Here is a 23490-nt window from a genome sequence, read left to right as displayed (position 1 = left end):
ATAAAAACTGCCGAAAAAATTCGGCAGTTTGGAGTGAAATTAGAAACAAAGTTTTGCGGTGTCTTGCGCGATCACTAATTCTTCGTTAGTTGGAAGTACCATCGCAATCGGCGATCCTTCTTTGGTGATGATGCCTTCGTTACCGAAACGCGCTGCAAGATTACGTTCTTGATCAATTTGGTAACCGAAAAGTTTTAAGTGATTTAAGGTGATTTCACGCACATGAGCTGAATTTTCGCCGATACCGCCGGTAAATACGATGGCATCTAAACGTTCACCGATTACCGCCATGTAAGAACCGATATATTTGGCTAAACGGTAGCAGTAAACATCTAATGCGCGTTTTGCTGGGATTTCTTTTTCGTAATTATCTTCCGCGTAACGGCAGTCGCTGGTGACTTCGGTTAAACCTAAAAGACCGGATTTTTTGGTTAATGTGGTTTCGATTTTTTCTACCGACATACCGAGCGTGTTGTGCATGTAAAACATAATTGCCGGGTCAATATCGCCGGAACGGGTGCCCATTACCAAACCTTCTAATGGTGTTAAGCCCATGGAGGTATCGATACATTGGCCGTGACGAATGGCAGATACAGAACCGCCGTTACCCAAATGGCAAGTGATGACGTTAACTTTATCTTCGGCAATGCTTAAACGTTTCGCCGCTTCACGGCTGACAAAATAGTGGCTGGTACCGTGTGCACCGTAGCGACGAACGCCGTGTTCTTTATATAAAGAGTACGGAAGCGCATAAAGGTAAGCTTCTTCCGGCATAGTTTGATGGAATGCGGTATCGAATACGACGACGTTTTTGTCTTTTAAATGCGGGAATAATTTAAATGCTTCACGAATACCGATTAAGTGCGCTGGGTTGTGTAACGGAGCGAATTGAATGGCGTTTTCGATTTCGTTTACCACGTCATCCGTTACGATCATTGATTTGGTTAACTTTTCGCCGCCGTGAACAATACGGTGACCGATTGCGCAAATTCCGTTTTGTAGTTCAGCATCTTTGCTGAAAATATTTTTTACGATGAAGTTTAACGCTTCCGCGTGCGCTGCACCGGCGCCTAAGTCCGCTTGTCCTTTTTCACCGTGCAATTTCCATTTAATACGTGCTTCCGGCAAATAGAACGCTTCAGCTAAACCTGATAATTTTTCATCACCTGAAATCGGATCAAGGATGGAGAATTTTAATGAGGAGCTACCGCAGTTAAGAATAAGAACAAGTTTTGACATAATAAACCCATTATATTTAGTTGACGGAAATTTGCCGTGCTCGAATAAATCGACTGAAGCAAACCAAAAAAAACGTGCATAGAATACACCTTTTAAGTAATAAAATAAATTCATAGCGAAAGAAAAAATCCGGCTTCAAGCATCGCAAAGCGAATATTCGATGAGATAGTAAGTTACGGTGGATTGGCGTATTATAGGCACTGTTATTTTAAGGGTGTTTTTATGTCATTTTTTTCGGTTTTTAAACAAGGGCAAACTTATCTCAATACTTGGCCACAAGAGGCTAAATTAGGCATGATTTTTCCGGAAAATCGTGTGATGAAAACGACGCGTTTTGCGCAGAAAACCATGCCGATCATCGCTGTGTTTTCTGTTGTGTGGCAACAGCTTTACGCCAAATCGGATTTAATGGCGTTTTCGCTTGCAATTATGACGGCATTTTTGGCCTTGTTGATTCCCTTGCAAGGGCTTTATTGGTTAGGTAAACGCGCCGCTTCACCGTTGAAAGCGCAAAGTGCGGCTTGGTTTTATCATATTTGTGAACGTTTGAATAAAATCCATGAACCTTTGCCTTTGGTGCAAGAGCAACCGACATACCAACATTTGGCCGAAGTTTTAAAGAAAGCGCAAAATCGATTGGATCGCGCATTTTGGCAGGAGCTCTGACCGAATCTACGTGCCGAATTAATCTTACGCAAACGTTTTCTTTTTTACTTTATTTTTTGTAGAATACCGCAGCTGCTTAGGCAGCTCTTTTTTATTGAGAGATTTTTTAATGATTGATTACATTATTATCGGCATCATCGCTTTTTCTATTATCGTCAGTTTACTGCGCGGTTTTGTACGCGAAGTGCTGTCCCTTGCCAGCTGGGTGGTGGCGTTTATCGTCGCCAGCCAGTTTTACCCATCTCTTGCTGCTTATTTGACTCAAATCGACTCCTTATATATTCGTAACGGCACAGCGATCGGGATCTTATTTGTATTGACGTTAATCGTCGGCGCCATCGTTAATTTTGTGATCGCCCAGCTAGTGGATAAAACCGGTTTAACCGGTACCGATCGTGTGTTAGGTGCGGCTTTCGGTTTATTGCGTGGCGTGTTAATTGTGGCTGCCGTTTTATTTTTCTTGGATACCTTCACCAATTTTGAACAAACCGAGTGGTGGAAAGAATCAAAATTGATTCCGCACTTCGGCTTTATTATTGAATGGTTTTTTCAACAGCTTCAACAAAGTTCCAGTTTCTTAAATTCAACACTTAATCAATAAGGGTCATGAAATGTGTGGTATTGTCGGGATCATCGGTCAAAATCCGGTTAATGAATCTATTTATGCAGCGTTAACGTTGTTGCAACATCGCGGACAAGATGCCGCCGGTATCGTCACGGTGGACGACGAGAATCGCTTCCGTTTGCGCAAAGCCAATGGCTTGGTCAGCGACATTTTCAGACAAGAACATATGTTACGCTTACAAGGCAATGCCGGCATGGGACACGTACGTTATCCGACGGCGGGCAGTTCCAGCGTCTCGGAGGCACAACCGTTTTATGTCAATTCGCCTTACGGCGTGACGTTGGTGCATAACGGCAATCTCACCAATTCCGCCGAACTCAAAGAAAAAGTGTTTAAAAGCGCACGTCGTCATGTCAACACCAATTCCGATTCTGAGCTGTTGCTTAATATTCTCGCCAATCACCTCGACAACATTCCGCAAGATCATCTTGATCCGCAAGATATTTTCTACGCAGTGAGCAAAACCCACAAAGATGTGCGCGGCGCCTATGCGTGCTTGGCGATGATTATCGGTCACGGCATGGTGGCGTTTCGCGATCCCTTTGGTATTCGACCGCTGGTTTTGGGTAAACGCGAAGAAAACGGTCAAACCGAATATATGTTCGCGTCGGAAAGCGTGGCGTTAGATGTTGCCGGTTTTGATTTCGTGCGCGATGTGGCGCCGGGCGAAGCGGTTTACGTGACTTTCGATGGCAAGCTGTACGCACAACAATGCGCCGTCAATGCGGTGCTAAATCCGTGCATCTTTGAATATGTCTATTTTGCCCGGCCGGATTCTATTATGGACGGTGTATCCGTGTACGCCGCACGCGTTCATATGGGGGAAAAACTCGGCCAAAAAATCGCGCGTGAATGGCAAAATGAACTGGAAAATATCGATGTGGTGATTCCCGTACCGGAAACGTCCACCGACATTGCGTTACAAATCGCCAACGTTTTAAACAAGCCGTATCGCCAAGGTTTTGTAAAAAACCGTTACGTAGGACGCACCTTTATTATGCCGGGTCAGGCGCAACGTATCAGTTCCGTGCGCCGGAAACTCAATACCATCAAAGCGGAATTTAAAGATAAAAATGTGTTGTTGGTGGATGATTCCATTGTGCGTGGCACCACTTCCGAGCAAATTGTGGAAATGGCGCGCGCAGCCGGCGCGAAGAAAATTTATTTTGCCTCCGCCGCACCGGAAATTCGTTATCCGAACGTGTACGGCATTGATATGCCGAGCAAAGACGAATTGATCGCTTATGGCCGCGATGTCGATGAAATTGCGAAATTGATCGGTGTGGATAAATTGGTGTTCCAAGATTTAAGTGCGCTCACCGAATCTGTGCAACAAGAAAATCCGGCAATTCAAGGCTTTGATTGTTCCGTCTTCACCGGTGAATATGTAACCGGCGATATCACGCCGGAATATCTCGACAATATCGCTTTGCAACGCAATGATGGCGCGAAGAAAATGCGTGAAAAAGACGCCACAAATTTAGAAATTCATAATGAAAGGTAAGAAAAAGTGCGCTGATTGATTTAACCGTCAGTTTGTATTTGAAGGTCAAAAATAGCACCGCATTGGAAGCGCTCCCAATGCGGTGCTGTTTTTAACGTTGAATTAAATAACGCAACTTGGTGCCGTCTTGTTCCACACTCAATAAGGTGTAGCCGTGGTTTTTAGTGTCCACTGGGATATTGTTGATGGATTGTGCGCAGTCGCTTAACAGTTCCAGAATTTCGCCTTTTTGTAGCTGTGGCATCGTCTCTAGCATGACGATTGCCGGGTACGGGCAAGGTTCACCTAGTGTGTCTAAGGTATAATCCGGGGTAATGTCTTGCGGATCTTTATCTAATTTTTGTACAACGGTAAATGCCATAATATTTCCTTTTTTGTTGATGAAGAATAAATTACGCGCCGCAGCCATTCATTGGCGTTTGAGCGCTCGCGAGTTTTGCTTTAGTAAGGAAGCGTTTTTCCCACCAAATCACGGCGACTAAGCAGAGAATTAATAAACCGTAGTTCACCAATAACCCGCCGACCGGGCCGAATTCTTTCAGTAAGTTGAGCTTTTCGTAATCAAGCGCCAGTAACGGTGCCAAATCATCCCAAGCGTATGCCAAATAAGTGGAACCAACCACATTGCCTACGCCGACCCACATGAAATGTACTTGACCTTCCATTGAACGATACATCCAGCCGGTTTCGCAGCCCCCCGCCAGCACGATACCGAAGCCGAACAATAAGCCGCCGATAATGGCATTTGGACCTGCCCACATGATTTTCGGTGATACGCCGAGTTGAATGTAACTAAATACGCCGATGGTGCCCACGATAATGCCGAAAATAATTGCTTTCGCCATATAAGCGCGGCCGGTTACCCAAAGATCACGGAAGGCTGAAGTGAAGCAGATTTGTGCCCGTTCGATTAGCAAGCCGAAAGCTAAACCACACAGCATGGCAAAGCCGAGTTTGACGGATTGGGTCATCACATAAAGGGACGCGATGAGATAGATGAAAAACACCGCTATGCCAAACCAAAAACGGCGTTGGGCTTTTTTCGGGTCGCTTTCCTGTAATTTCGCTGCCCCTTTTTTTAGTTCCAGTTTTACGCGGAACATAGGAAGAAGCGTAAATTTCACACCTACATAAGAACCAATTGCGGTAGCGATGGTAAAAAACCAGGCATGCACGGAAAATTGCGGAATTCCGGTAAACAGTGAGGCGAGGTTACACCCCATTGCCAAGCGTGCACCGAAACCGGCCAGAGCACCGCCAATTAAGGCTTGAGCGATACGGCGTTTATGCGGCTGGTTACGCCATTTGACGTTGTTTGCCCACAATGCAGCGGAAATACAGCCGGCGAACATACCAAGAATCATCACGCCATCAATACGGGTGAAAATGGTACCTTGCATACCGATTATTTTGTAATAGCTCCAATCGGATACATCCACGCCAAGCGCTTGCAAGGCGTGTCCGCCCCAACGGGTAAATTCCCCCGTTACCGCCCAATAAGTGCCGGTTACGCCGAAATAATAGGCGGAAATTACCCCCGCTGCGATTACTGCTACGACAGGGTTCCAATATTTAATCAGATAATTTTGTTTGAATTGTTGCAAAATCTCTTTCATAGAAAACCTTAAAGATTGAATAGAAAATTTGCAAGAAAGGTATAAATAATGTGAAAAAAGAGGGATTCATCATTTTCCTATACACAAAACTTGCGACATAAGACAAATGGATTGTCGGGCGACATGATAGCATGGATTGCTTTTAAAGAATAGAGGTGCGGTTCACCGTTAACATAAAGAGGTAACCGCGTGGTTTACTTGTTGAGATATTAGGCCGGATTATCAATATCCTTAAATTCCACCACCAAACCGTATTCTTTGGCTAGCCATTCGCCCAAGGCTTGAATGCCGTAACGTTCGGTGGCGTGGTGGCCGGCGGCGAAGAAATGAATGTTTTGCTCGCGTGCGGAATGAACTGTTTGTTCCGATACTTCGCCGGTAATAAATGCGTCACAACCTTGTGCTGCAGCCAGATCGATATAGCCTTGACCGCCCCCGCTGCAAAGGCCGATTTTGCGGATTAATTGCGGCCCGTTAAGACAAGCCAGCGGTTTGCGATTTAATGCGCGTTCAATACGGTGCTCAAACGCAACTCCGCTTAACGGTTCGCGCAGTTCGCCCCAAACGGGAATACTCACCGCGCCGCTTTCGAGCGGTTGGAGATTTTCAATGCCGAGCAATGCAGCAAGTTGCGCGTTATTGCCCAGTTCGGGATGCACGTCTAACGGCAAATGATAAGCGTATAAATTAATATCGTTTAGCAGTAAGGTTTTAATCCGCTTTCCCTTCATACCGCGAATGCACGGATTTTCGTTTTTCCAAAAATAGCCGTGGTGTACCAGCACCGCATCGGCACCTTGTGCCGCGGCGTAATCAATCAGCGCTTGGCTTGCCGTTACGCCGGTAACGATTTTTTGAATCTCTGCTTTGCCTTCTACTTGCAAGCCGTTTGGTGCGTAATCGTTAATGCCGTTAGAATTGAGTTTGCACTTGAGAATATGTTCGAGTTCGAGATTGTTCATGCTCTGTCGGAAATGAGAAAAAGGTGGGCTATGTTACGAAATTTCCTGCGACATTTCAAAAAAAATGGCTAGTGCGAAAAGTTGGGGGAAGTGCACTAGCCAAGTTTCATTACTATCTAGTATCTAAAACGAGATTCATTATATATAAATATATATAATGAACAAGAGAAATTTACAAATTTATAAAAATAAATAAGAAATTTTTGTAAAGCTTGATTTTGATCACAAAAATACATTTATTTAGTCGACGATTTAAATGAAAAAAACCGCCTTTTAAGGCGGTGGATATGTTGTGCGGCTTTAGTTATTTCTGATTCATCACTTCTTCTTGACAGTGTGGGCATTCCATTAAGTACTCTTGCTTGTTATGTACGATGTAATGTCCCATTTTTTTTGCTTTGGTGTCGAGGTATTTGGTGTTGTAGCGATTTTCGCCCACATTGAGCGGGACGCGCTCCACCACATTGATACCGGCTTGTTTCATGGTGTCCACTTTTTGCGGATTATTTGTCATTAGACGCACTTTTTTCACACCGAGCAATTCGAACATATCGGCGCACACCGCAAAATTCCGTTCGTCCGCTTTAAATCCAAGGGCGAGGTTGGCCTCGATGGTATCCATACCTTGATCTTGCAAAGCATAGGCACGAATTTTATTAATCAAGCCGATGCCGCGACCTTCTTCCCGGTGATAAATCAACACGCCGCGTCCTTCTTCTTGAATTTGGCGTAGCGCCGTGGCAAGTTGAAAACCGCAGTCGCACTTTAAGCTGTGTAACGCGTCGCCGGTTAAGCATTCGGAGTGGATACGAGCTAAAACCGGTTCTTCTTCGTTCGAAATATCGCCCATTACCAACGCGACGTGTTCTTTTTTACTATCCGGCAATTCAAAGCCCACTAGTTTAAAAATGCCGTATTCAGTGGGCAGGTTGGCTTGCGCGACCCGTCGAATTTTTGCCATAAAGTTGTCCTTCTTCGTTTTCGATTCTGTTAAAATGCGCACTTTATTTTTATTCTTAAGGAGCGCTTATGTTTAAAAGGCTGTCATTATATATGTTATTACTTTGTCTTGTACCGTTTTTTGTTTGGGGATTTTCCTATCGGTGGCATGGCAACGGCCAATTAAATGAAGCCGATTATTGGTTGTATTTGCTCACCGAAACAGGCAGTGCGCCTTATGCGCTTATTACTTGTGCGTTGTTTGCGCTTATTTTTCGCTTCTTATTTCGTAGCCGTAAACAATGGCTTTTCGCCGTATCAGTGATGGCGCTTTCGGTGGCGGCCACACAAGCCTTGAAAACCGGCTTGAAAGCGGTGTTTCAAGAACCGCGTCCGTTTGTTACGTATTTGGCAGAGCAAAACAATAGCAGCACAGAAAGTTTTTATCAAAATGATCGCGCTCAACGGGCATTAATTGCTAAAGACTTTTATTCCCAAACGGATACGCCCGCTTGGTTAATTCATCATTATGAAAACGAAACCGGCTATTCGTTTCCGTCCGGTCATACTCTTTTTGCGGCAACCTGGTTAATGTTGGCAGTTGGTTTTACTCAATTGACGGGTAATCGTAGCAGAGCGGCGAAATTGTTGATCGGTGCGATATTGGCGTGGAGTTTATTGATGCTAATCAGTCGCCTACGCCTCGGTATGCATTATCCGATCGATTTATTGGTGGCGATAATTACGGCTTGGTTAGTGAATGTAATTATTTTCGGCTTTTTACTGAAAAAACGATCTTTGTCATAAATTTTAATAAAACGTGCGGTTAGAATTCTCGTCAATTTTAACCGCGTTTTTTAAGGAGAGGCTATGTACTACGGTCTAGACATCGGCGGCACTAAAATTGAACTCGCCGCGTTCAACGAAAAATTAGAAAAATTATATTCCGAACGCGTGGCGACACCGAAAACGGATTACGATGAATGGCTTGATACTATTGTGGAGCTGGTTAAGCGCGCCGATGCACGTTTCGGTGAACGCGGCAGCGTGGGGATGGGCGTACCGGGTTTTGTTAATCAGCAGACCGGTTTGGCGGAAATCACGAATATTCGCGTGGCCGATAATAAACCGATTTTACGTGATCTGTCCGAACGCTTGGGGTGCGAAGTACGAGCGGAAAATGACGCGAACTGTTTCGCCTTGTCTGAAGCGTGGGACGAGGAAAATCAACAGTACCCGAGCGTGCTCGGTTTAATTCTCGGTACAGGCTTCGGTGGCGGTTTCGTGATTAACGGCAAAGTGCATTCCGGTCAAGTGGGCATGGCAGGCGAATTGGGACATTTGCAGCTCAATTATCACGCATTGAAATTACTCGGCTGGGATAAGGCGCCGATTTATCCGTGCGGTTGCGGCAACACGGCTTGTTTGGATACTTATCTTTCCGGTCGCGGCTTTGAAATGCTGTATCGCGATTTAAAAGGCGAGGCGCTTTCAGCTCGCGAAATTATTGATGCGTTCTATCGCGGCAAAGAAAGTGCGTTGGATTTTGTGACACTTTTTGTGGAACTTGCGGCCATTTCAATCGGCAATATCATCACCGCATTTGACCCGCATATGATTGTGCTCGGCGGCGGTTTATCGAATTTCGATTATCTTTACGAAGCCTTACCGAAAGCGCTTCCGCCGCATTTAATGCGTACTGCCAGAGTGCCGCCGATAAAAAAAGCCAAACACGGCGATTCCGGTGGCGTACGCGGTGCAGCGGCGCTATTCTTAGGCAAATGATTTTGTTTACATTGAAAACAAAAGCGATGCCAATGCGGTGCTAAAAGCGAAGGTCATTTCAATGCGGTGCCGGTTGGCGCTTTTGTTTTTTACCGAACGCGAAAGGATTTTTTGAGTAAAACTTTTGATTTCGAGGAATGTGTAGCAAATGCACAAAATGATTGGCGAGTGAAATATAAGTTTGTATGTAAATAGCACCGCATTGAGAGCGATTCCAATGCGGTGCTATTTTGTGAGGGTAATTTTCGTTTGTGCGTTTGTTCGGTAATTTCGTTCCGCACGCTATTTGGTTAAATTTCGACAAGCCAAAAAATAATAGGAGAATGCGGAAATTACTACGCAAGCGCCCATGGTGTAAAGCATTGGTGCGGCGCTGTCCATTTTCATCATCGCGACCAATGTGCCCATTAATGCGCCGATAGCGAAACGTACACTACCTACCAGGGAATTTGCAGTGCCCGCCATATTCGGAAATTTTTCTAAAATTGATGCCATGGCGTTTGAAGAAATCAACGGGTTTTGTCCAACGAAAAATGCCACACCGAGCGCTATCGACCAAAAGCCTAGATTAAAAAGTGCGCTCAAAACCAGCCACATTCCGGCTAGAAATTGAATGGTAATACCGATACGTAGCATAGTTTCTGCGCCAAATTTTAATACAAAACGTCCGTTTAGGAAGGAGGCGAAAGTCATAATCGCGATATTGAGCATAAAGAAATAACCGAATTCATCCACCGCAATACCGTAAATACCGATATATACGATAGAGCCGGCCGTCAAAAAGGCGAACAATCCGCCAAAGCCGAAAGAGGCGGCGAACATATAACCCAGCACTTCTTTTTGTTTCCATAAAGCCATGAAGTTCCGTGCGATGATATTGAGGCGTAGCGGAATGCGGTTTTCTTTTTTATGGGTTTCGGGAATGATGAAAAAGACCAATAGCGCCGATAATACGCCCATAAATGACATGACATAGAAAATTGCATGCCAGTGGGCATATTTCACGATGTACCCACCGATTACCGGTGCGATGAGCGGTGCTATCATAAAGACCAGCGTGATAGTGGACATGACTTTAGAGAGTTCGTTTTTGCTAAATAAATCGCGTAATAACGCACCGGAAAGTACGACCGGCGCAGCACCGAAAAAGCCTTGTACAAAGCGAAGGGTGGTGAAATTGCCGATAGTATTGATTTCCGTCAGGATTAAGGCGGTAATTGCACTGATAATAACGCCGAGCAAAATAATCGGTTTACGTCCGAAGCTATCGCCGAACGGTCCCCAGAATAATTGACCGAACGCCATGCCGTAAGAAAATGCGGTAAGCGTATGTTGTACCTGTTCCGGACTGATGTTGAGATCTTCGGCGATAGCTAAAAATGACGGCAGATACATATCTACGCCGAAGGGTGGCAACATGGATAAAATACCGAGAGTGGCAATAAAAATAAAATCAGGTTTGATTTTTTTGTTCATTTATTTCACCAAATTTTCAATTTCTTCGGGCGTTAACGGACGAAATTCGCCTTCTTGCAAGGATTCGTCTAATACTACGTCGCCGATTTTCCAACGATGAAGACCGATGACTTTATTACCGAGTGCGGCAAACATGCGTTTTACTTGGTGATAACGCCCTTCGGAAAGGGTGAGATTAACGTTGTAATCATCAAGAATTTCGAGTTTCGCCGGTTTGGTTGGCGTTTTTTCGCCGCGCAATAAAATGCCTTCGGTGCAAGCTTGCGCATAATGCGTTTCCACGGGATCGGCGAGTGTGACGAGATAGGTTTTTTCGCAATGATGTTTCGGCGAGGTGATGCGGTGCGACCACTGCCCGTCATCGGTTAATAGCACGAGTCCGGTGGTATCGACATCCAAGCGCCCCGCGCTGTGTAATTTGCCGGTGAGCGGATAGTCGAAAAATTGATAAATATTCGGGTAGTCGCCGTCATCGTTGGAACATACGTAGCCTTGTGGTTTATTCAGCATAAAATATAGTCCTTCGTCAAGCCAGCCGAGTAATTCCTCTTCAAAATAAATTTGGTCTTTCGATGAAACTTGGCGCGCACCGCTTTTTTCAATTTCTCCGTTAATTTTGACTATGCCTTGGCGAATGGCTTTAGTGGCTTGGGAACGGGTTAGGCCGGTGTTTTCGGCGATAAATTTGTCTAGTCGCATAGGGTCTCTGTGATGAATTCCGGATGTTTTGTTACGAGGAAATATGAACGGAATGGTTATTCGAATGCCATTTCTTTTATTCTCAATTCAGTACCGTTTTGTCGCTGTAAATGAGGACTACCGCATTGAGGGCAGATGTCGTGGTGCGCTTGAATTTCTACTTGTTTTTCGCATTGCCAGCACCAAGCGAGGGCAGGAATTTCGATAAGGTGAAGCGTGCAACCTTCGGCCGGTGTGCCTTGGCAGCTAATGTCGAAGCAAAATTTCAATGCATCCGGTTCCACGCACGAAAGTGCACCAATTTCCAACCAAAGTTCGGTGACTTTTTTTATATGATGGGTTTTACATTGCTGTTCTACGATTTCCAATATATTTTGGCAAAGGGAAAGTTCGTGCATAAATCCTCCGAATTTATTGAGCGCTTATTTTAGGAAAATGTTTGGGTGCGTGGCAAATATATTGAGAAGATTGCTTGATACGCTGCAAAAAACTGAGCTTAAATAACAGCACCGCATCGGAACTGCTTCCAATGCGGTGCTGTTTTAGTATAGCGCACTCTTTTTTGAGAGAACGATTTATTTCGCCGCTTTCAGTTCTTGATAATATTGTTCGTAATATTGAATGGCATCGCCCACATCATCTTGCCAATGGCTGTTTTTTAACACTTCAGCGGTAGGGTAAATTGCCGGATCTTCGGTGATTTCTTTCGGCAATACTTTTTTCGCTTCCAGGTTGGCGGTTGGATAACCGATGGCAAGGGTTAATTTTTCGGCCGCTTTCGCACCTAACATATAGTTAATCAGTTTGTGCGCGCCGTCCGGGTTTTTAGAGGTTACCGGAATGGCTAAGGTATCCACCCAAAGTACCGGGCCTTCTTTCGGGAACACCATATCTAACGGAGCTTTCTCTTTTTTCGCAATACGCACGGAACCGTTCCACAATTGACCTACTTCCACTTCACCTGAAATGAAGGCGTTTGCCGGGTTGTCGGAATTGAAAGAAAGCACGTTCGGACGCAATTTCAATAATTCTTCGTAAGCCTGTTTGATAATTGCCGGATCTTGTGTATTCGGATCTTGACCGATTTTCAATAAAGCAATGTTGAATACTTCGCGCGCGTCGTCTAATAATTGTACTTTATTGGCAAATTCCGGTTTCCATAAATCGCCCCAAGAGGTGAAATCGGCGCCTTTGTAGCTATTGGTGTTAAAGGCAATGCCCGGCGCGCCTAATAATTGCGGAAGGGAATATTTGTTGCCTTTGTCGTAAGGTTTGTCGAGCCAATCAGGGTCTAATTCTTTAATAACAGGTAATTTGCTGTGATCCAGTTCTTTTAACATGCCTTCGCGCGCCATTTTGGAAACGAAGTAGTTAGAAGGGGCAATGACGTCATAACCGCCGGCGGCGCCTTGGGTTTTGATTTTTGCATACATGGTTTCATTGGACTCAAGGCTGGAAACGATTACTTTGATGCCGGTTTCCTTAGTGAATTCGTCTAATAAACCGTCCGGAACGTACTCGGTCCAAGTATATAAATATACAGTATCATTAGCAGCCGCCGGTGCGTTAGTCCTTTCAGACTTGTTCTCTTTGTCGTTACAAGCGGTTAATGTTGCGGCAATTAAACCGGCAGTAAGCAGACCTGCAAATTTTTTCATTTTTGTTTGTTCTCCGTAAAAGAGGGTAAAAAAACACCTGCGTAAAATGCAGGTATAAAAAAACGCCTTGATTGTGCGTCAAGGCGTATTGTATGTGCTATTAGATTATTTGTGAAGCATTATTATGACTAGATGTCTTTGTGTTTCTTACCGATAAATTGGCTTGCAACAACGAGTAATAATGACAGCACAATCATGATGGTGGCAAGGGCGTTCACCTCCGGCGTGACCCCGGTTTTTACCAAGGAGAAAATGCGCAACGGCAGAATTTCATAGCTGACACCGCTGACGAAAGAGGATACTACAACGTCGTCCAACGAAATGGTGAAACTTAACAACCAGCCGGAAACCACCGCCGGCAAGGCAAGCGGTAGGATAATTTTGCGTAAAATGGTGATTTCGCTTGCTCCCAAATCTTTCGCCGCTTCCAACATTCTGGCATCAAAGCCATTTAAGCGGGAGAAAATAGTTACCGTTACATAAGGCAAACAGAAGGTCACGTGTGCCAACAATAAGGACCAGAAACCTAAAGAAATCCCCACAACCATAAACAACGCGAGTAAGGATACCGCCATAACGATATCCGGCGACATCATCACGATAAACAACATGCCGCTCACCGCCTGTTTACCGCGGAAGCGATAGCGATATAAAGCAATTGCGGTTAAACCGCCGACAATAGTCGCTAAAGTTGCCGCAAAGAAGGCGATGGTGACAGAGTGAATCGCTGCTTGGATTAGGGTGTCGTTATTAAATAAACGCTCGTACCAGTTCCAACTGAAACCTTTCCAACTTAAACCGTAGCGGTCTTCATTGAAAGAATTCGTCACTAAAATAATAATCGGGATATACAAATAAGCGTATACCACAAACATAAAGATATTGCGTAGTAAACGGCTCATTACTCCAACTCCACTTTCTTATTCAATAGTTTATTCGCGCGGTAGTACACGAAAATTAACAATGCCATTAAGATGGTTAAACCGATACTGATTGCCGAACCGAACGGCCAGTTGCGGGAAATTAAGAATTCACTCTTAATCACGTTACCCACAAGTAAGACTTTCGCACCACCAAGCAAGTCAGCGACATAGAACATGCCCATTGCCGGCAATAATACCAACAGGCAACCGGCAACGATGCCCGGCATGGTGAGAGGCAGAATTACGCGGAAGAAACGTTGAAATGCATTAGCGCCTAAGTCTTTTGCCGCTTCCAATAAGCGTCCGTCAAGTTTTTCGATAGCGGAGTAGAGTGGCAGAATCATGAACGGCAGAAGCAAATACACCAAACCGATAATGACCGCCACTTCGGTGTTCAGAATTCGAATCGGTTCACTCAGAATGCCCATGTCCATCAGCATAGTATTCAACACACCTTTCACGCCGAGGAATACTTTCATGCCGTAAATTCGAATAAGTGAGTTTGTCCAGAATGGCAATACCACAAGGAACAATAAGAGCGGTCGATATTTCGGATGAATTTTGCTGACCATAAAGGCGAACGGATAGCCTATCACTAAGCAAATAATGGTGGCGATGCCCGACATATATAATGAATTCCACACCACCTGCGCATAAAGCGGATTAAACAGATTGATGTAGTTATCAAAATTAAATGGCAAGCTATAAAAGTCACTACCATCTCGGGTTAAAAAGCTTACGACCAACACCAATAAGTTTGGGATCAGCACGAAGAAGATTAGCCAACCGAAGATAATCGCAACAGTAATTTTTTGGAATTTATTATTGATTATCTTCATCGTTGAGTACAACCTCCCAACCTTCGTGCCATGTAATACCCACGCGTTGACCGACACTGTGATCCATATGTGGGTCGTCTTCGTTAAAGAATTCACTAACCAATACGCGTTTGCCGTTATGCTCAAATTCCACGGTGGATTCCAATGTCATGCCTTTGTAAGTACGGTCGATAATATGACCGATGATGGCTTTGGAATGCTCATGCTCGTCCAGTTCTTCAATCACAATATCTTCCGGGCGAAGCAATACTTGAAGTTGCTGATCTTTTTCCACCGGAATGTCCGTATAAATGTCGCAAATACGACCTTCTACGTTAGCGAGTACCACATTTTCTGATTTACGCTCAATCACAGTGGCATCGAAAACGTTAATTTCGCCGATGAAACGCGCCACAAACAAGTTTGCCGGATCTTCATAAATCTCACGCGGAGAGCCGTCTTGTGCAATTTTACCTTTACGCAATAAGACAATACGATCAGACATGGTGATTGCTTCTTCTTGGTCGTGGGTCACGAAAATAAAGGTAATGCCTAATTGGCGTTGTAATTGCTTTAATTCATATTGCATTTGTTTGCGCAATTTATAATCCAGCGCAGACAAGGATTCATCAAGTAATAATACTTTCGGTTTATTCACCACCGCGCGGGCGATAGCGATACGTTGTTGCTGACCGCCGGAAAGTTGGGTCGGTTTACGATCCGCCATTTCTTCCAGTTGCACCATACGCAAGGCTTCCAGTACGCGTGGTTTAATTTCTGCTTCCGGCACTTTTTGCATACGCAAACCGAATGCCACGTTTTCAAAAATAGTCATGTGCGGAAACAGCGCGTAACTTTGGAATACGGTGTTTACGTGGCGTTTTTCAGCCGGAACATTGGTAATGTCTTCACCGTCCAAAATAATATTGCCTGAATCCAATTCTTCCAAACCGGCTAATAAGCGTAAAACTGTCGTTTTACCGCAGCCGGACGGACCGAGAATGGTGACGAATTCACCGTTATTAATGGTTAAATTGAAATCGCTAATAATGGTGTTGGAACCGTAAGATTTTTTGATTGAACGAAGCTCGATAATCGGCTTGTTTTGAACCGGATTTTCCACTAGCTTTGGTTTTCTCCCTAATTTCACCAATAATTTTGGTACTGAGTAGAAACAGGAACCTGCCGGATAGCAGGCGCGACTAAAAAGAAGACGCTATGATATAGTGAAATATCAATAATGAAAAGGATTTCATGCCTTAAAAAGGCAAAAAACTTACCCGTTAAAAAATACCTCAAAAGACATCATACTTTTTGTTTTTATGCCTTAATTTTCAGTTAATTAGCGAATGTTTGCTATATATCAAGAATCCTATTGGGGATTATCTTTAAACTAAAAACGATAATTTATAAAAGGTTACCAAAATGGAAACAAATGATTATAAAAAAAATTTATTAACGCGCTTTTTGCACTATGTTTCTTTCGATACGCAGTCCAAACCGAGCGCAAAACATTCGCCGAGTTCCGTCGGACAAATGAAATTGGCACAAAATTTACAAAAAGAATTGACGGAATTGGGCTTACAAAACGTGCAAGTGAGCAAACACGCCGTCGTGACTGCTTATTTGCCGGCAAATTGTGCCGAACTTTCTCATACTATCGGCTTAATCGCTCATTTGGATACTTCGCCGGAATGTAGCGGTAAAAACGTGCGGCCGGAAGTCATTGAAAATTATCGTGGCGGCGATATTGCGCTGGGGAGCGGCGAGGAGTTTATCAGTCCGGCATATTACCCGTTTATGCATCAATTAATCGGTAAAACTTTAATCGTCACCGACGGCAACACGCTATTGGGCGCGGATAACAAAGCGGGAATAGCCGAAATTATGACCGCATTGGAAGTGCTTCAACAAGGCGGTTTGCCACATTGTAATTTACGTGTCGCTTTTACGCCGGACGAAGAAATCGGACTCGGCATGCAATATTTTCCGTTGGAGGATTTTCCGTGTGATTGGGCTTATACATTTGACGGCGGCGAAGTGGGCGAGTTGGAATATGAAAACTTTAATGCCGCAACGGCAAAAATTCATATTGTCGGTAGAAACATTCATACCGGTTACGCCAAAGGAAAAATGGTGAATGCGTTGGCGTTGGCATGCGATTTCCACCAAGGTTTTTCTAAACAAGATGTGCCGGAAAAAACGAGCGGCAGAGAGGGCTTTTTTCACTTGAATCACCTTGCTGGCGATGTTGAAAAGGCCGAATTGCATTATTTAATTCGTGATTTTAACGCCGAATCTTTTGTGCGCCGTAAACAATTCGTGCAGGATTGGACCGCAAAATTTAATGCGGAAAAAGGCTTGAAACAACCGATAGAATGTGTCGTTCAAGACAGTTATAAAAATATGTATGAGGCGGTGAAAAAAGTTCCGCAAGCAATTTCCATTGCTGAAAAAGCGATGGAAATATGCGGTGTGAAGGTTATTCACAAAGCCATCCGCGGTGGCACGGATGGTGCTTTTTTATCGGCAAACGGGTTGGCTTGTCCGAACATTTTTACCGGTGGCTACAATTTTCACAGCAAGCATGAATTAATCTCGCTTGAAGGAATGGAAAAAGCGGTAGAAGTGATTGTTGAAATGGTAAAACTCAAAAAATAATCAATAGTGTAAATTTTATCGAAATTATTGCGACAAAGGCGCGAAAGGAGTGCCGAATTGCTCGGATGTCAAAATAGCACCGCATTGGAACTGCTTCCAATGCGGTGCTATTTTCGATAGAGAAATTCTTTTTTCGCTTGAAGTTTATGCTATGCCGATTAATTTATGCGTTTGTAAACTCAGCTGCCATTTGGGTTTATTTGGGCGTTGGTTGAGTTGTCCGAGTTGAGTAATTGTTTCCAGTAAATTCATTTTGCCGTCGATTTCGCAAGGCGAAAGGTAATAATGTTCGGCTTGAATTTTTTGTTCAATGCGTTCGCAAAACGGGAGTACATCTTCATCTGCTACGATGCGTACTTCGTCAGCGACTTCAATACAACGCGCTTCGTATTTATAAGCGTAAAGCCGTTTAGGACTGGCGGCAATGTAATCAATTTGCTTAGGAACGGGTTTTAAACCGTTGGTTTCCATTGCTAAAAAATAGCCGTCGGCCTTGAATTGCTCAAGTAAAAAATCAAGTTTCGGTACGATGGTTGGTTCACCGCCGGTGATGATAATGTTTTTCGCCGAAAATGAGCGCACTTTGGCTAAAATTTTTGATGCCGACCAACGTTCGAATTGATTATAGTCCGTATCGCACCAAGTACAGGCCAGATTGCATTTGCCGAAGCGCACGAAAATGCTTGGCATACCGGTATTAAAGCCTTCCCCTTGCAGGCTTTCAAAAATTTCGACGATGCGAAAGTAGGGTTCGGAGTCGGAGAGTTTTTCCACCGTATTTACTCCGAATATTCGCAAAATGAGGTTGGGGTTTCCCATAAACGAATGGAGGAAACGGCGAGTTTTTCTTCGTATTTCAAACGATTAAAAATAAAACGTGCCATTTCTTCCGCCGTAGTACGAAAAGGAACGCCGAATGTTTTGGAGTTTAATTCTTGTAGAAGTGAAGCGATTTTACTTTCCCGTTCGCTATTTTCATCGTAAATAAAAGCGTGATCCAACGGTTCTAGCACCGCTTTTTTCACTACGGCTTTCAAATCGGCAAAATCAATTACCATGGCTTTTTTAGCACCGCATTGGTGTAATGTATCCGCAATTTCCACTTGTAGTTTATAAGTGTGGCCGTGCAAGTTCTGGCATTTGCCGTCATGACCGTCCAACAAATGTGCCATGTCAAAACTGAATTCTTTGGAAATTTTAAACATTTTCACCATCCCTTTGGGCTAAATATTCAGCTAAGCCTTTATCACGTAAAATACAACTCGGGCATTTGCCGCAACCGCCTTCTACGCCTTCGTAGCAAGTGTGTGTATGGCGACGGATATAATCTAACGCACCGAGCTCATCGGCAAGTTGCCAAGTTTGCGCTTTGTTAAGGTACATTAATGGGGTTTTAAGATTGAATCGATAGTCCATCGCGAGATTAAGGGTGACATTCATGGATTTGATGAAGACGTCTCGACAATCAGGATAGCCACTAAAATCTGTTTCGCATACGCCGGTGATAATGTCGGAAATGCCTTGCCCCTTGGCGTAAATTGCAGCATACAGCAAAAATAGCGCATTGCGTCCATCGACAAAGGTATTCGGCATATCATCGCCTTTTTTCTTGATTTCGACAGATTCGTCCATCAGCGCGTTGTGCGTGATCGCTTTGATTACAGACATATCAATCAGTGTTTGTTGCACGCCTAAGTCTTGCGCGATCCATTTCGCTTTTTCCAGTTCAATAGCGTGACGTTGGCCGTATTGAAAACTGATGGCTTCAACATTCTCTACGCCGTATTCGGTGATGGCTTGAATTAAACAGGTGGTGGAATCTTGTCCGCCGGAAAAGATCACAATCGCTTTGCGATCGCTGTTTGGATTGGAAATATGCATATTTTACCTAGTTTTTTAGTGTAGGAGGTTTGCGAACTACGAAAGGCTGGCATTGTAGTGAGAAAGCGTGGGGTTGGCAAGTCACGCATTTTTCGAAAGATGTCATGTCGTGTTAGAATAATCGGCAAATTCATTATTTCAAGAGACAGACGATGAAGGTTCATTTTATTCAACACGAAAGCTTTGAAGCGCCGGGAGCATATTTGGAGTGGGCAATGGCGCGCGGTTATCAGGTGAGTTTTTCAAAAGTGTACGAATATCAGCCATTACCCGATGAACACGCGATCCAAAATTTGGATCTTTTAGTGATTTTAGGCGGGCCGCAAAGTCCAAGCACCATGCAAACCGAATGCCCGTATTTTGATAGTCAAGCGGAGCAAACGGTGCTCAAGCGGGCTATTGATGCCGGTAAAGCAGTGGTGGGTGCTTGTTTGGGCGCGCAACTTATCGGTGAAGCCTTGGGGGCTGCGTATGAACACAGTCCGGAAAGGGAAATCGGCAATTTTCCGATTCGATTGAATCGGCAAGGATTGGACGACCCTTTGCTATCACATTTTGGCGAAAGCACAGTGGTTGGTCATTGGCATAACGATATGCCGGGGCTTACGCCGAACACGCAGATTTTAGCGACCAGTGCCGGTTGTCCGCGCCAGATTGTGAAATATTCGGCGTTGGTTTATGGCTTTCAGTGCCATCCTGAATTGACGCTAGACGTAGTACGACAATTAATTGCGGCGCAAGCCAATTTAGTTGAACAAAGCCAACAGCACCATTTTGTACAGCATCCGGACGAGATCTTGCTTTATGATTATCGCGAAATGAACGAAAAATTATGGTTATTTTTAGATCGATTGATTGAGGCTTATCGCCAAACAACGCAAAACTAAAGTCCGCGGCATTGTAAAAATTGTGCTACAATCGCGCCGCTTTTATTTATGGCAAAGGTAAAGTGTATGAAAAAACTACTATTAATCATGGCAAGCGTGTTGGTTATTTCCGCGTGCGCCAATAAAGATGTCTATTTTAACGGTTCGGAAGGCTCTCATTCGGGCATGAAATTCGATAAAGATACTCGTCAGTGGGGCGTAAATCGATAAATTCCCGGCAGAGGTAAACGAAAAATGAGCGGTTTATAATAAACCGCTCATTTTGTTATAAATAACTGACAAATGCTGTTGTATTGCTTTGACGGCATTCGCGTTCGGCTTTTTCTGCTGCCGTCCCGATCATCAATAGCGCCACTATTTCGTCTTGTTCGCGGCAGCCAAGAGCTCGACGTAATGCGCTGCCTTTTACCCATTTATTGGTAAGCCAAACATTGTCGAAACCTTGCGCGTTAGCGGCGAGTTGAATGCCGTAAGAAGCGCAGCCGGCAGTAATTAATTGTTCCCATTTTGGTACTTTATCCGCATCGGGAGTGATTTTTGCGATAACCGCTATCACCATTGGCGCCCGATGGGCGAGATTCTCCGCTTTTTTTAATTTATCTTCGCCGAGCTTCAGCTCCAGCACCGCATCCTTTAGTAACATCTCCAATTTGTTCAATCCTTCATATTCTATGACTACAAAATGATAAGGTTGGAGTTTGCCATGATCCGGAGCACGTAATGCGGCTTGGAAAATTTGTTCGAGTTGCGCTTTATTCGGCGCCGGCGCAATGAGTTTTTTATTGGAACGACGGGTGGTTAAAAGCGTTAAAGTATCCATTTCTTGCCTCGTTGAATAAGTTTGTGAAATTAAAACGTGGCAGATTATAACATAGTTTTCATGGGCGCTTTGTGTTACCCTAAGCGCAATTTTTTTCATTTCAAAAAAGCTTATGAACCCAGTATTTAAAGTACTCCGATACGGTTGGAAAACCCTAAATTTTATTCGTGATTTGGTCATGAATTTATTCTTTTTAGTTTTTGTTTTATTGCTAGTAACGCTTGTCGGTCTAACCGGCGGCGGTAAAAAAACAGCGGTTAATTTATCTACCGATAAAGGCGCGTTGCTATTGAATTTAGATGGTTATTTGGCGGATAACCGCGACGATGCGTTGAATTGGCAACAGGCGCTAAAAGAATTGAGTGGTAATGAGCACTCGCCGTTAAAGATTTCTACTTTTGATTTAGTTTATGCCATTAATTTGGCGAAAGACGATGCCGGTATTCGCGGCTTAGTGTTGGATCTTAATGATTTTTCCGGTGGCGATTTGCCTGCAATGAATTATATCGGCAAAGCCATTGAAAATTTCAAAATTACCGGAAAACCGGTTATTGCCTTTGCCGATAATTATTCCCAAGGGCAGTATTTTTTAGCAAGTTTTGCCGATCAAATTTATCTGAATCCGAACGGGCAAGTCTTGATTCAAGGTTTGACGCAAGAAAATTTATACTATAAAGACCTATTGGACAAACTCGCCGTCACGCCACATATTTTCCGAGTGGGAACTTATAAGTCGGCGGTGGAACCGTTTTTACGCAACGATATGTCGCCGGAAGCGAAGGCTAACGCGAATCAATGGCTGAATGGTATGTGGCAAAGTTATTTGCAAACGGTGAGTGTGAATCGCCATGTAACGACAGATAAATTTGCACCTGACGCGAAACAATATTTAACTGAATTGAAAGCGTTGAAGGGCGATGCTACGGCATACGCATTACAACGTAAATGGGTGACGGAATTAGTCACGAATTTGGGTTTAGAACAAAAACTAATCGCGCTGTTCGGTCAAAATAGCGAAGGCGAAGCGAAAATGGTGGATTTTTCTACCTATTTATCGGGTTTTGAAGATCGTCTTATGCCGTCCGATGAGGAAAATAAAATCGCTGTGGTGAATGTGGAAGGCGCGATTATCGACGGCGAAAGCCTTGACGGCGACGTGGGCGGTGACACTATTGTGCGTTTGTTGCGCAAAGCGTATGACGACGAAAAAGTGAAAGGCGTTATTTTACGCGTGAACTCGCCGGGTGGTAGCGCTTTTGCTTCGGAATTGATCCGCCAAGAAATAGCGAATTTACAAAAAGCCGGCAAGCCGGTGGTTGTCTCGATGGGCGCAATGGCTGCCTCGGGCGGTTATTGGATTTCGGCGACAGCCGATTACATTATCGCCGATCCGAACACTATAACGGGGTCTATCGGTATTTTTGCCATGCTACCGACTTTTGAAAATGCGATTAATAAAATCGGCGTGAATGCCGATGGTGTAAGTACCGGTGATTTGGCGGAAATGTCCGTTTTTAGTCCGCTTTCAAAGAATATGCAGGATATTTATCAACTTGAAATTGAACACGGTTACGATCAATTTTTGACACTCGTCGGCCGCGGACGTCAAATGTCGAAGGCAGCAGTGGATAAAATTGCACAAGGACAAGTGTGGCGCGGTACCGATGCCTTTAAACACAACCTGGCAGACGAATTGGGCGATTTTGATCGTGCCGTTGAAAAGATCGGCGAACTGATTAATGTTTATCGTGATACGGTGATTGAAAATTTCAGCGTGGAGTGGATGACGGAAGACGATGGAAGTTTGATCGGCAAGCTTTATCGTGATTTAAAGCAAAGCAGCCAATCGTTGGTCGCTACCTGGTTTGATTTACCGAAGCCGATTCGACAAATCAAAGAAGGATTAAACCGGTTGAATAAATTTAATGATCCGAAAGGACAGTATTTATATTGTTTGAATTGCGGAACGGTGAGATAACGGAGAAAGCGGGCGAAAGTCCGCTTTTTTATTTTGCCTTTTCAGCGTACTGCATTGAAGTCGCATTTGAGCACCGCATTGAAGTCGCATTTGAGCACCGCATTGAAGTCGCATTTGACACCGCATTGAAGTTACATTTGAGCACCGCATTGAAGTCGCATTTAAGCACCGCATTGAAGTTGCATTTTAGCACCGCATTGAAGTCGCATTTGACACCGCATTGAAGTTACATTTGAGCACCGCATTGAAGTCGCATTTGAGCACCGCATTGAAGTCGCATTTGAGCACCGCATTGAAGTCGCATTTGAGCACCGCATTGAAGTTACATTTGAGCACCGCATTGAAGTTGCGTT

The 23490-nt window shown here is 44.2% G+C and carries 26 protein-coding genes and 1 riboswitch; of the genes, 10 read left to right on the top strand and 16 right to left on the bottom strand.

The features are described from left to right. Positions 1 to 39: 39 nt before the first annotated feature. A complete protein-coding gene (locus tag AB3F25_RS06315) occupies positions 40 to 1242 on the bottom strand; it encodes an acetate kinase (RefSeq protein ID WP_373604344.1) in 1203 nt (400 codons plus the stop codon). A gap of 219 nt (positions 1243 to 1461) precedes the next feature. Here AB3F25_RS06315 and yfbV point away from each other — a divergent pair, with 219 nt between their 5' ends. The 3 genes from yfbV to purF all read left to right on the top strand — a co-directional run bounded on the left by yfbV (position 1462) and on the right by purF (position 4034). Continuing rightward, positions 1462 to 1905, top strand: a complete 444-nt coding sequence (yfbV, locus tag AB3F25_RS06310) for a terminus macrodomain insulation protein YfbV (RefSeq protein ID WP_373603023.1) — start codon at positions 1462 to 1464, stop codon at positions 1903 to 1905. A 109-nt stretch (positions 1906 to 2014) separates the two neighbouring features. Then, the gene (locus AB3F25_RS06305; protein ID WP_373603022.1) at positions 2015 to 2506 is read left to right on the top strand and encodes a CvpA family protein; all 492 of its coding nucleotides are present in this window, start codon (positions 2015 to 2017) and stop codon (positions 2504 to 2506) included. A 10-nt stretch (positions 2507 to 2516) separates the two neighbouring features. Next, entirely contained in the window at positions 2517 to 4034 is a 1518-nt protein-coding gene (gene purF / locus AB3F25_RS06300; RefSeq protein ID WP_373603021.1) for an amidophosphoribosyltransferase, read from the top strand. Positions 4035 to 4125: 91 nt separating this feature from the next. Here purF and yedF read toward each other — a convergent pair whose 3' ends face one another. The 4 genes from yedF to ribA form a co-directional block, all read right to left on the bottom strand. Next, positions 4126 to 4395, bottom strand: a complete 270-nt coding sequence (gene yedF, locus AB3F25_RS06295; protein WP_373603020.1) for a sulfurtransferase-like selenium metabolism protein YedF — start codon at positions 4393 to 4395, stop codon at positions 4126 to 4128. Between the two features lie 31 nt (positions 4396 to 4426). Beyond that, positions 4427 to 5650: a selenium metabolism membrane protein YedE/FdhT gene (yedE, locus tag AB3F25_RS06290; protein ID WP_373603019.1), complete on the bottom strand. Its 1224-nt coding sequence runs from the start codon at positions 5648 to 5650 to the stop codon at positions 4427 to 4429. Positions 5651 to 5859: 209 nt separating this feature from the next. Next, positions 5860 to 6612, bottom strand: coding sequence for a Nif3-like dinuclear metal center hexameric protein (locus AB3F25_RS06285; RefSeq protein ID WP_373603018.1), 753 nt, complete (start codon positions 6610 to 6612; stop codon positions 5860 to 5862). 304 nt (positions 6613 to 6916) lie between these two features. Next, positions 6917 to 7573: a GTP cyclohydrolase II gene (gene ribA / locus AB3F25_RS06280; protein ID WP_373603017.1), complete on the bottom strand. Its 657-nt coding sequence runs from the start codon at positions 7571 to 7573 to the stop codon at positions 6917 to 6919. Positions 7574 to 7641: 68 nt separating this feature from the next. Here ribA and AB3F25_RS06275 point away from each other — a divergent pair, with 68 nt between their 5' ends. Both AB3F25_RS06275 and nagK read left to right on the top strand, forming a co-directional pair. Then, entirely contained in the window at positions 7642 to 8358 is a 717-nt protein-coding gene (locus tag AB3F25_RS06275; RefSeq protein ID WP_373603016.1) for a phosphatase PAP2 family protein, read from the top strand. Between the two features lie 63 nt (positions 8359 to 8421). After that, positions 8422 to 9336: an N-acetylglucosamine kinase gene (nagK, locus tag AB3F25_RS06270; RefSeq protein WP_373603015.1), complete on the top strand. Its 915-nt coding sequence runs from the start codon at positions 8422 to 8424 to the stop codon at positions 9334 to 9336. A gap of 282 nt (positions 9337 to 9618) precedes the next feature. Here the strand turns inward: nagK and AB3F25_RS06265 are convergent, their stop codons facing one another. From AB3F25_RS06265 to potA, 7 genes are all read right to left on the bottom strand, one after another. Next, on the bottom strand, positions 9619 to 10812 hold the full coding sequence (locus AB3F25_RS06265; RefSeq protein ID WP_373603014.1) for a Bcr/CflA family multidrug efflux MFS transporter: 1194 nt from the start codon (positions 10810 to 10812) through the stop codon (positions 9619 to 9621). Then, positions 10813 to 11511: a 16S rRNA pseudouridine(516) synthase RsuA gene (rsuA, locus tag AB3F25_RS06260; RefSeq protein WP_373603013.1), complete on the bottom strand. Its 699-nt coding sequence runs from the start codon at positions 11509 to 11511 to the stop codon at positions 10813 to 10815. A gap of 56 nt (positions 11512 to 11567) precedes the next feature. Then, a complete protein-coding gene (hypA, locus tag AB3F25_RS06255) occupies positions 11568 to 11909 on the bottom strand; it encodes a hydrogenase maturation nickel metallochaperone HypA (RefSeq protein ID WP_373603012.1) in 342 nt (113 codons plus the stop codon). 177 nt (positions 11910 to 12086) lie between these two features. After that, positions 12087 to 13169: an extracellular solute-binding protein gene (locus AB3F25_RS06250; protein ID WP_373603011.1), complete on the bottom strand. Its 1083-nt coding sequence runs from the start codon at positions 13167 to 13169 to the stop codon at positions 12087 to 12089. A 128-nt stretch (positions 13170 to 13297) separates the two neighbouring features. Continuing rightward, entirely contained in the window at positions 13298 to 14071 is a 774-nt protein-coding gene (gene potC / locus AB3F25_RS06245; RefSeq protein WP_373603010.1) for a spermidine/putrescine ABC transporter permease PotC, read from the bottom strand. Further along, on the bottom strand, positions 14071 to 14931 hold the full coding sequence (potB, locus tag AB3F25_RS06240; protein ID WP_373603009.1) for a spermidine/putrescine ABC transporter permease PotB: 861 nt from the start codon (positions 14929 to 14931) through the stop codon (positions 14071 to 14073). Before potB ends, potC begins: the two co-directional genes overlap by 1 nt. Next, the gene (potA, locus tag AB3F25_RS06235) at positions 14915 to 16033 is read right to left on the bottom strand and encodes a spermidine/putrescine ABC transporter ATP-binding protein PotA (protein WP_373603008.1); all 1119 of its coding nucleotides are present in this window, start codon (positions 16031 to 16033) and stop codon (positions 14915 to 14917) included. Before potA ends, potB begins: the two co-directional genes overlap by 17 nt. A 302-nt stretch (positions 16034 to 16335) precedes the next feature. Between potA and pepT the strand changes: the two genes are divergently transcribed. Beyond that, positions 16336 to 17571, top strand: coding sequence for a peptidase T (pepT, locus tag AB3F25_RS06230; protein WP_373603007.1), 1236 nt, complete (start codon positions 16336 to 16338; stop codon positions 17569 to 17571). 144 nt (positions 17572 to 17715) lie between these two features. Here pepT and AB3F25_RS06225 read toward each other — a convergent pair whose 3' ends face one another. From AB3F25_RS06225 to queC, 3 genes are read right to left on the bottom strand one after another with little or no spacing between them, the layout of a single operon-like run. Further along, positions 17716 to 18390, bottom strand: a complete 675-nt coding sequence (locus AB3F25_RS06225) for a 7-carboxy-7-deazaguanine synthase QueE (RefSeq protein WP_373603006.1) — start codon at positions 18388 to 18390, stop codon at positions 17716 to 17718. After that, the gene (gene queD, locus AB3F25_RS06220) at positions 18351 to 18776 is read right to left on the bottom strand and encodes a 6-carboxytetrahydropterin synthase QueD (RefSeq protein ID WP_373603005.1); all 426 of its coding nucleotides are present in this window, start codon (positions 18774 to 18776) and stop codon (positions 18351 to 18353) included. Before queD ends, AB3F25_RS06225 begins: the two co-directional genes overlap by 40 nt. Then, on the bottom strand, positions 18769 to 19452 hold the full coding sequence (queC, locus tag AB3F25_RS06215; protein WP_373603004.1) for a 7-cyano-7-deazaguanine synthase QueC: 684 nt from the start codon (positions 19450 to 19452) through the stop codon (positions 18769 to 18771). The genes queD and queC overlap by 8 nt, the downstream gene beginning before the upstream one ends. Position 19453: 1 nt before the next feature. Beyond that, positions 19454 to 19498: riboswitch (PreQ1 riboswitch) on the bottom strand. A 106-nt stretch (positions 19499 to 19604) separates the two neighbouring features. Here queC and AB3F25_RS06210 point away from each other — a divergent pair. Both AB3F25_RS06210 and AB3F25_RS06205 read left to right on the top strand, forming a co-directional pair. Then, complete coding sequence (locus AB3F25_RS06210) at positions 19605 to 20339, top strand: glutamine amidotransferase (RefSeq protein ID WP_373603003.1); 735 nt, start codon at positions 19605 to 19607, stop codon at positions 20337 to 20339. Positions 20340 to 20405: 66 nt separating this feature from the next. Then, on the top strand, positions 20406 to 20549 hold the full coding sequence (locus tag AB3F25_RS06205; RefSeq protein WP_373603002.1) for a hypothetical protein: 144 nt from the start codon (positions 20406 to 20408) through the stop codon (positions 20547 to 20549). 55 nt (positions 20550 to 20604) lie between these two features. Here the strand turns inward: AB3F25_RS06205 and AB3F25_RS06200 are convergent, their stop codons facing one another. Next, positions 20605 to 21159 carry an NAD(P)H nitroreductase gene (locus AB3F25_RS06200; RefSeq protein WP_373603001.1) on the bottom strand — a complete coding sequence of 185 codons (555 nt, stop codon included), beginning with the start codon at positions 21157 to 21159 and terminating at the stop codon, positions 20605 to 20607. Between the two features lie 112 nt (positions 21160 to 21271). Between AB3F25_RS06200 and sppA the strand changes: the two genes are divergently transcribed. Together sppA and AB3F25_RS06190 are read left to right on the top strand one after the other, a co-directional pair. Beyond that, the gene (gene sppA / locus AB3F25_RS06195; RefSeq protein WP_373603000.1) at positions 21272 to 23137 is read left to right on the top strand and encodes a signal peptide peptidase SppA; all 1866 of its coding nucleotides are present in this window, start codon (positions 21272 to 21274) and stop codon (positions 23135 to 23137) included. Continuing rightward, positions 23110 to 23361, top strand: a complete 252-nt coding sequence (locus AB3F25_RS06190) for a hypothetical protein (protein ID WP_373602999.1) — start codon at positions 23110 to 23112, stop codon at positions 23359 to 23361. Before sppA ends, AB3F25_RS06190 begins: the two co-directional genes overlap by 28 nt. Positions 23362 to 23490 lie beyond the last annotated feature (129 nt).

The organism is Aggregatibacter sp. HMT-949 (assembly GCF_041734645.1).
In the GTDB taxonomy this organism is placed as follows: domain Bacteria; phylum Pseudomonadota; class Gammaproteobacteria; order Enterobacterales; family Pasteurellaceae; genus Rodentibacter.
Note: the sequence above shows the minus strand (reverse complement) of the source record. Positions and strands in the feature narration are given on the sequence as shown.

Coding starts and splice junctions, on each gene's coding strand:
- hypA (WP_373603012.1), bottom strand. CDS start 11,909: ATGCACGAACTTTCCCTTTGCCAAAATATATTGGAAATCGTAGAACAG.
- sppA (WP_373603000.1), top strand. CDS start 21,272: ATGAACCCAGTATTTAAAGTACTCCGATACGGTTGGAAAACCCTAAAT.
- yedE (WP_373603019.1), bottom strand. CDS start 5,650: ATGAAAGAGATTTTGCAACAATTCAAACAAAATTATCTGATTAAATAT.
- queD (WP_373603005.1), bottom strand. CDS start 18,776: ATGTTTAAAATTTCCAAAGAATTCAGTTTTGACATGGCACATTTGTTG.
- yfbV (WP_373603023.1), top strand. CDS start 1,462: ATGTCATTTTTTTCGGTTTTTAAACAAGGGCAAACTTATCTCAATACT.
- AB3F25_RS06225 (WP_373603006.1), bottom strand. CDS start 18,390: ATGGGAAACCCCAACCTCATTTTGCGAATATTCGGAGTAAATACGGTG.
- AB3F25_RS06285 (WP_373603018.1), bottom strand. CDS start 6,612: ATGAACAATCTCGAACTCGAACATATTCTCAAGTGCAAACTCAATTCT.
- AB3F25_RS06210 (WP_373603003.1), top strand. CDS start 19,605: ATGAAGGTTCATTTTATTCAACACGAAAGCTTTGAAGCGCCGGGAGCA.
- nagK (WP_373603015.1), top strand. CDS start 8,422: ATGTACTACGGTCTAGACATCGGCGGCACTAAAATTGAACTCGCCGCG.
- AB3F25_RS06205 (WP_373603002.1), top strand. CDS start 20,406: ATGAAAAAACTACTATTAATCATGGCAAGCGTGTTGGTTATTTCCGCG.
- AB3F25_RS06305 (WP_373603022.1), top strand. CDS start 2,015: ATGATTGATTACATTATTATCGGCATCATCGCTTTTTCTATTATCGTC.
- AB3F25_RS06250 (WP_373603011.1), bottom strand. CDS start 13,169: ATGAAAAAATTTGCAGGTCTGCTTACTGCCGGTTTAATTGCCGCAACA.
- yedF (WP_373603020.1), bottom strand. CDS start 4,395: ATGGCATTTACCGTTGTACAAAAATTAGATAAAGATCCGCAAGACATT.
- purF (WP_373603021.1), top strand. CDS start 2,517: ATGTGTGGTATTGTCGGGATCATCGGTCAAAATCCGGTTAATGAATCT.
- rsuA (WP_373603013.1), bottom strand. CDS start 11,511: ATGCGACTAGACAAATTTATCGCCGAAAACACCGGCCTAACCCGTTCC.
- potB (WP_373603009.1), bottom strand. CDS start 14,931: ATGAAGATAATCAATAATAAATTCCAAAAAATTACTGTTGCGATTATC.
- pepT (WP_373603007.1), top strand. CDS start 16,336: ATGGAAACAAATGATTATAAAAAAAATTTATTAACGCGCTTTTTGCAC.
- AB3F25_RS06275 (WP_373603016.1), top strand. CDS start 7,642: ATGTTTAAAAGGCTGTCATTATATATGTTATTACTTTGTCTTGTACCG.
- AB3F25_RS06265 (WP_373603014.1), bottom strand. CDS start 10,812: ATGAACAAAAAAATCAAACCTGATTTTATTTTTATTGCCACTCTCGGT.
- queC (WP_373603004.1), bottom strand. CDS start 19,452: ATGCATATTTCCAATCCAAACAGCGATCGCAAAGCGATTGTGATCTTT.
- AB3F25_RS06200 (WP_373603001.1), bottom strand. CDS start 21,159: ATGGATACTTTAACGCTTTTAACCACCCGTCGTTCCAATAAAAAACTC.
- ribA (WP_373603017.1), bottom strand. CDS start 7,573: ATGGCAAAAATTCGACGGGTCGCGCAAGCCAACCTGCCCACTGAATAC.
- potC (WP_373603010.1), bottom strand. CDS start 14,071: ATGAGCCGTTTACTACGCAATATCTTTATGTTTGTGGTATACGCTTAT.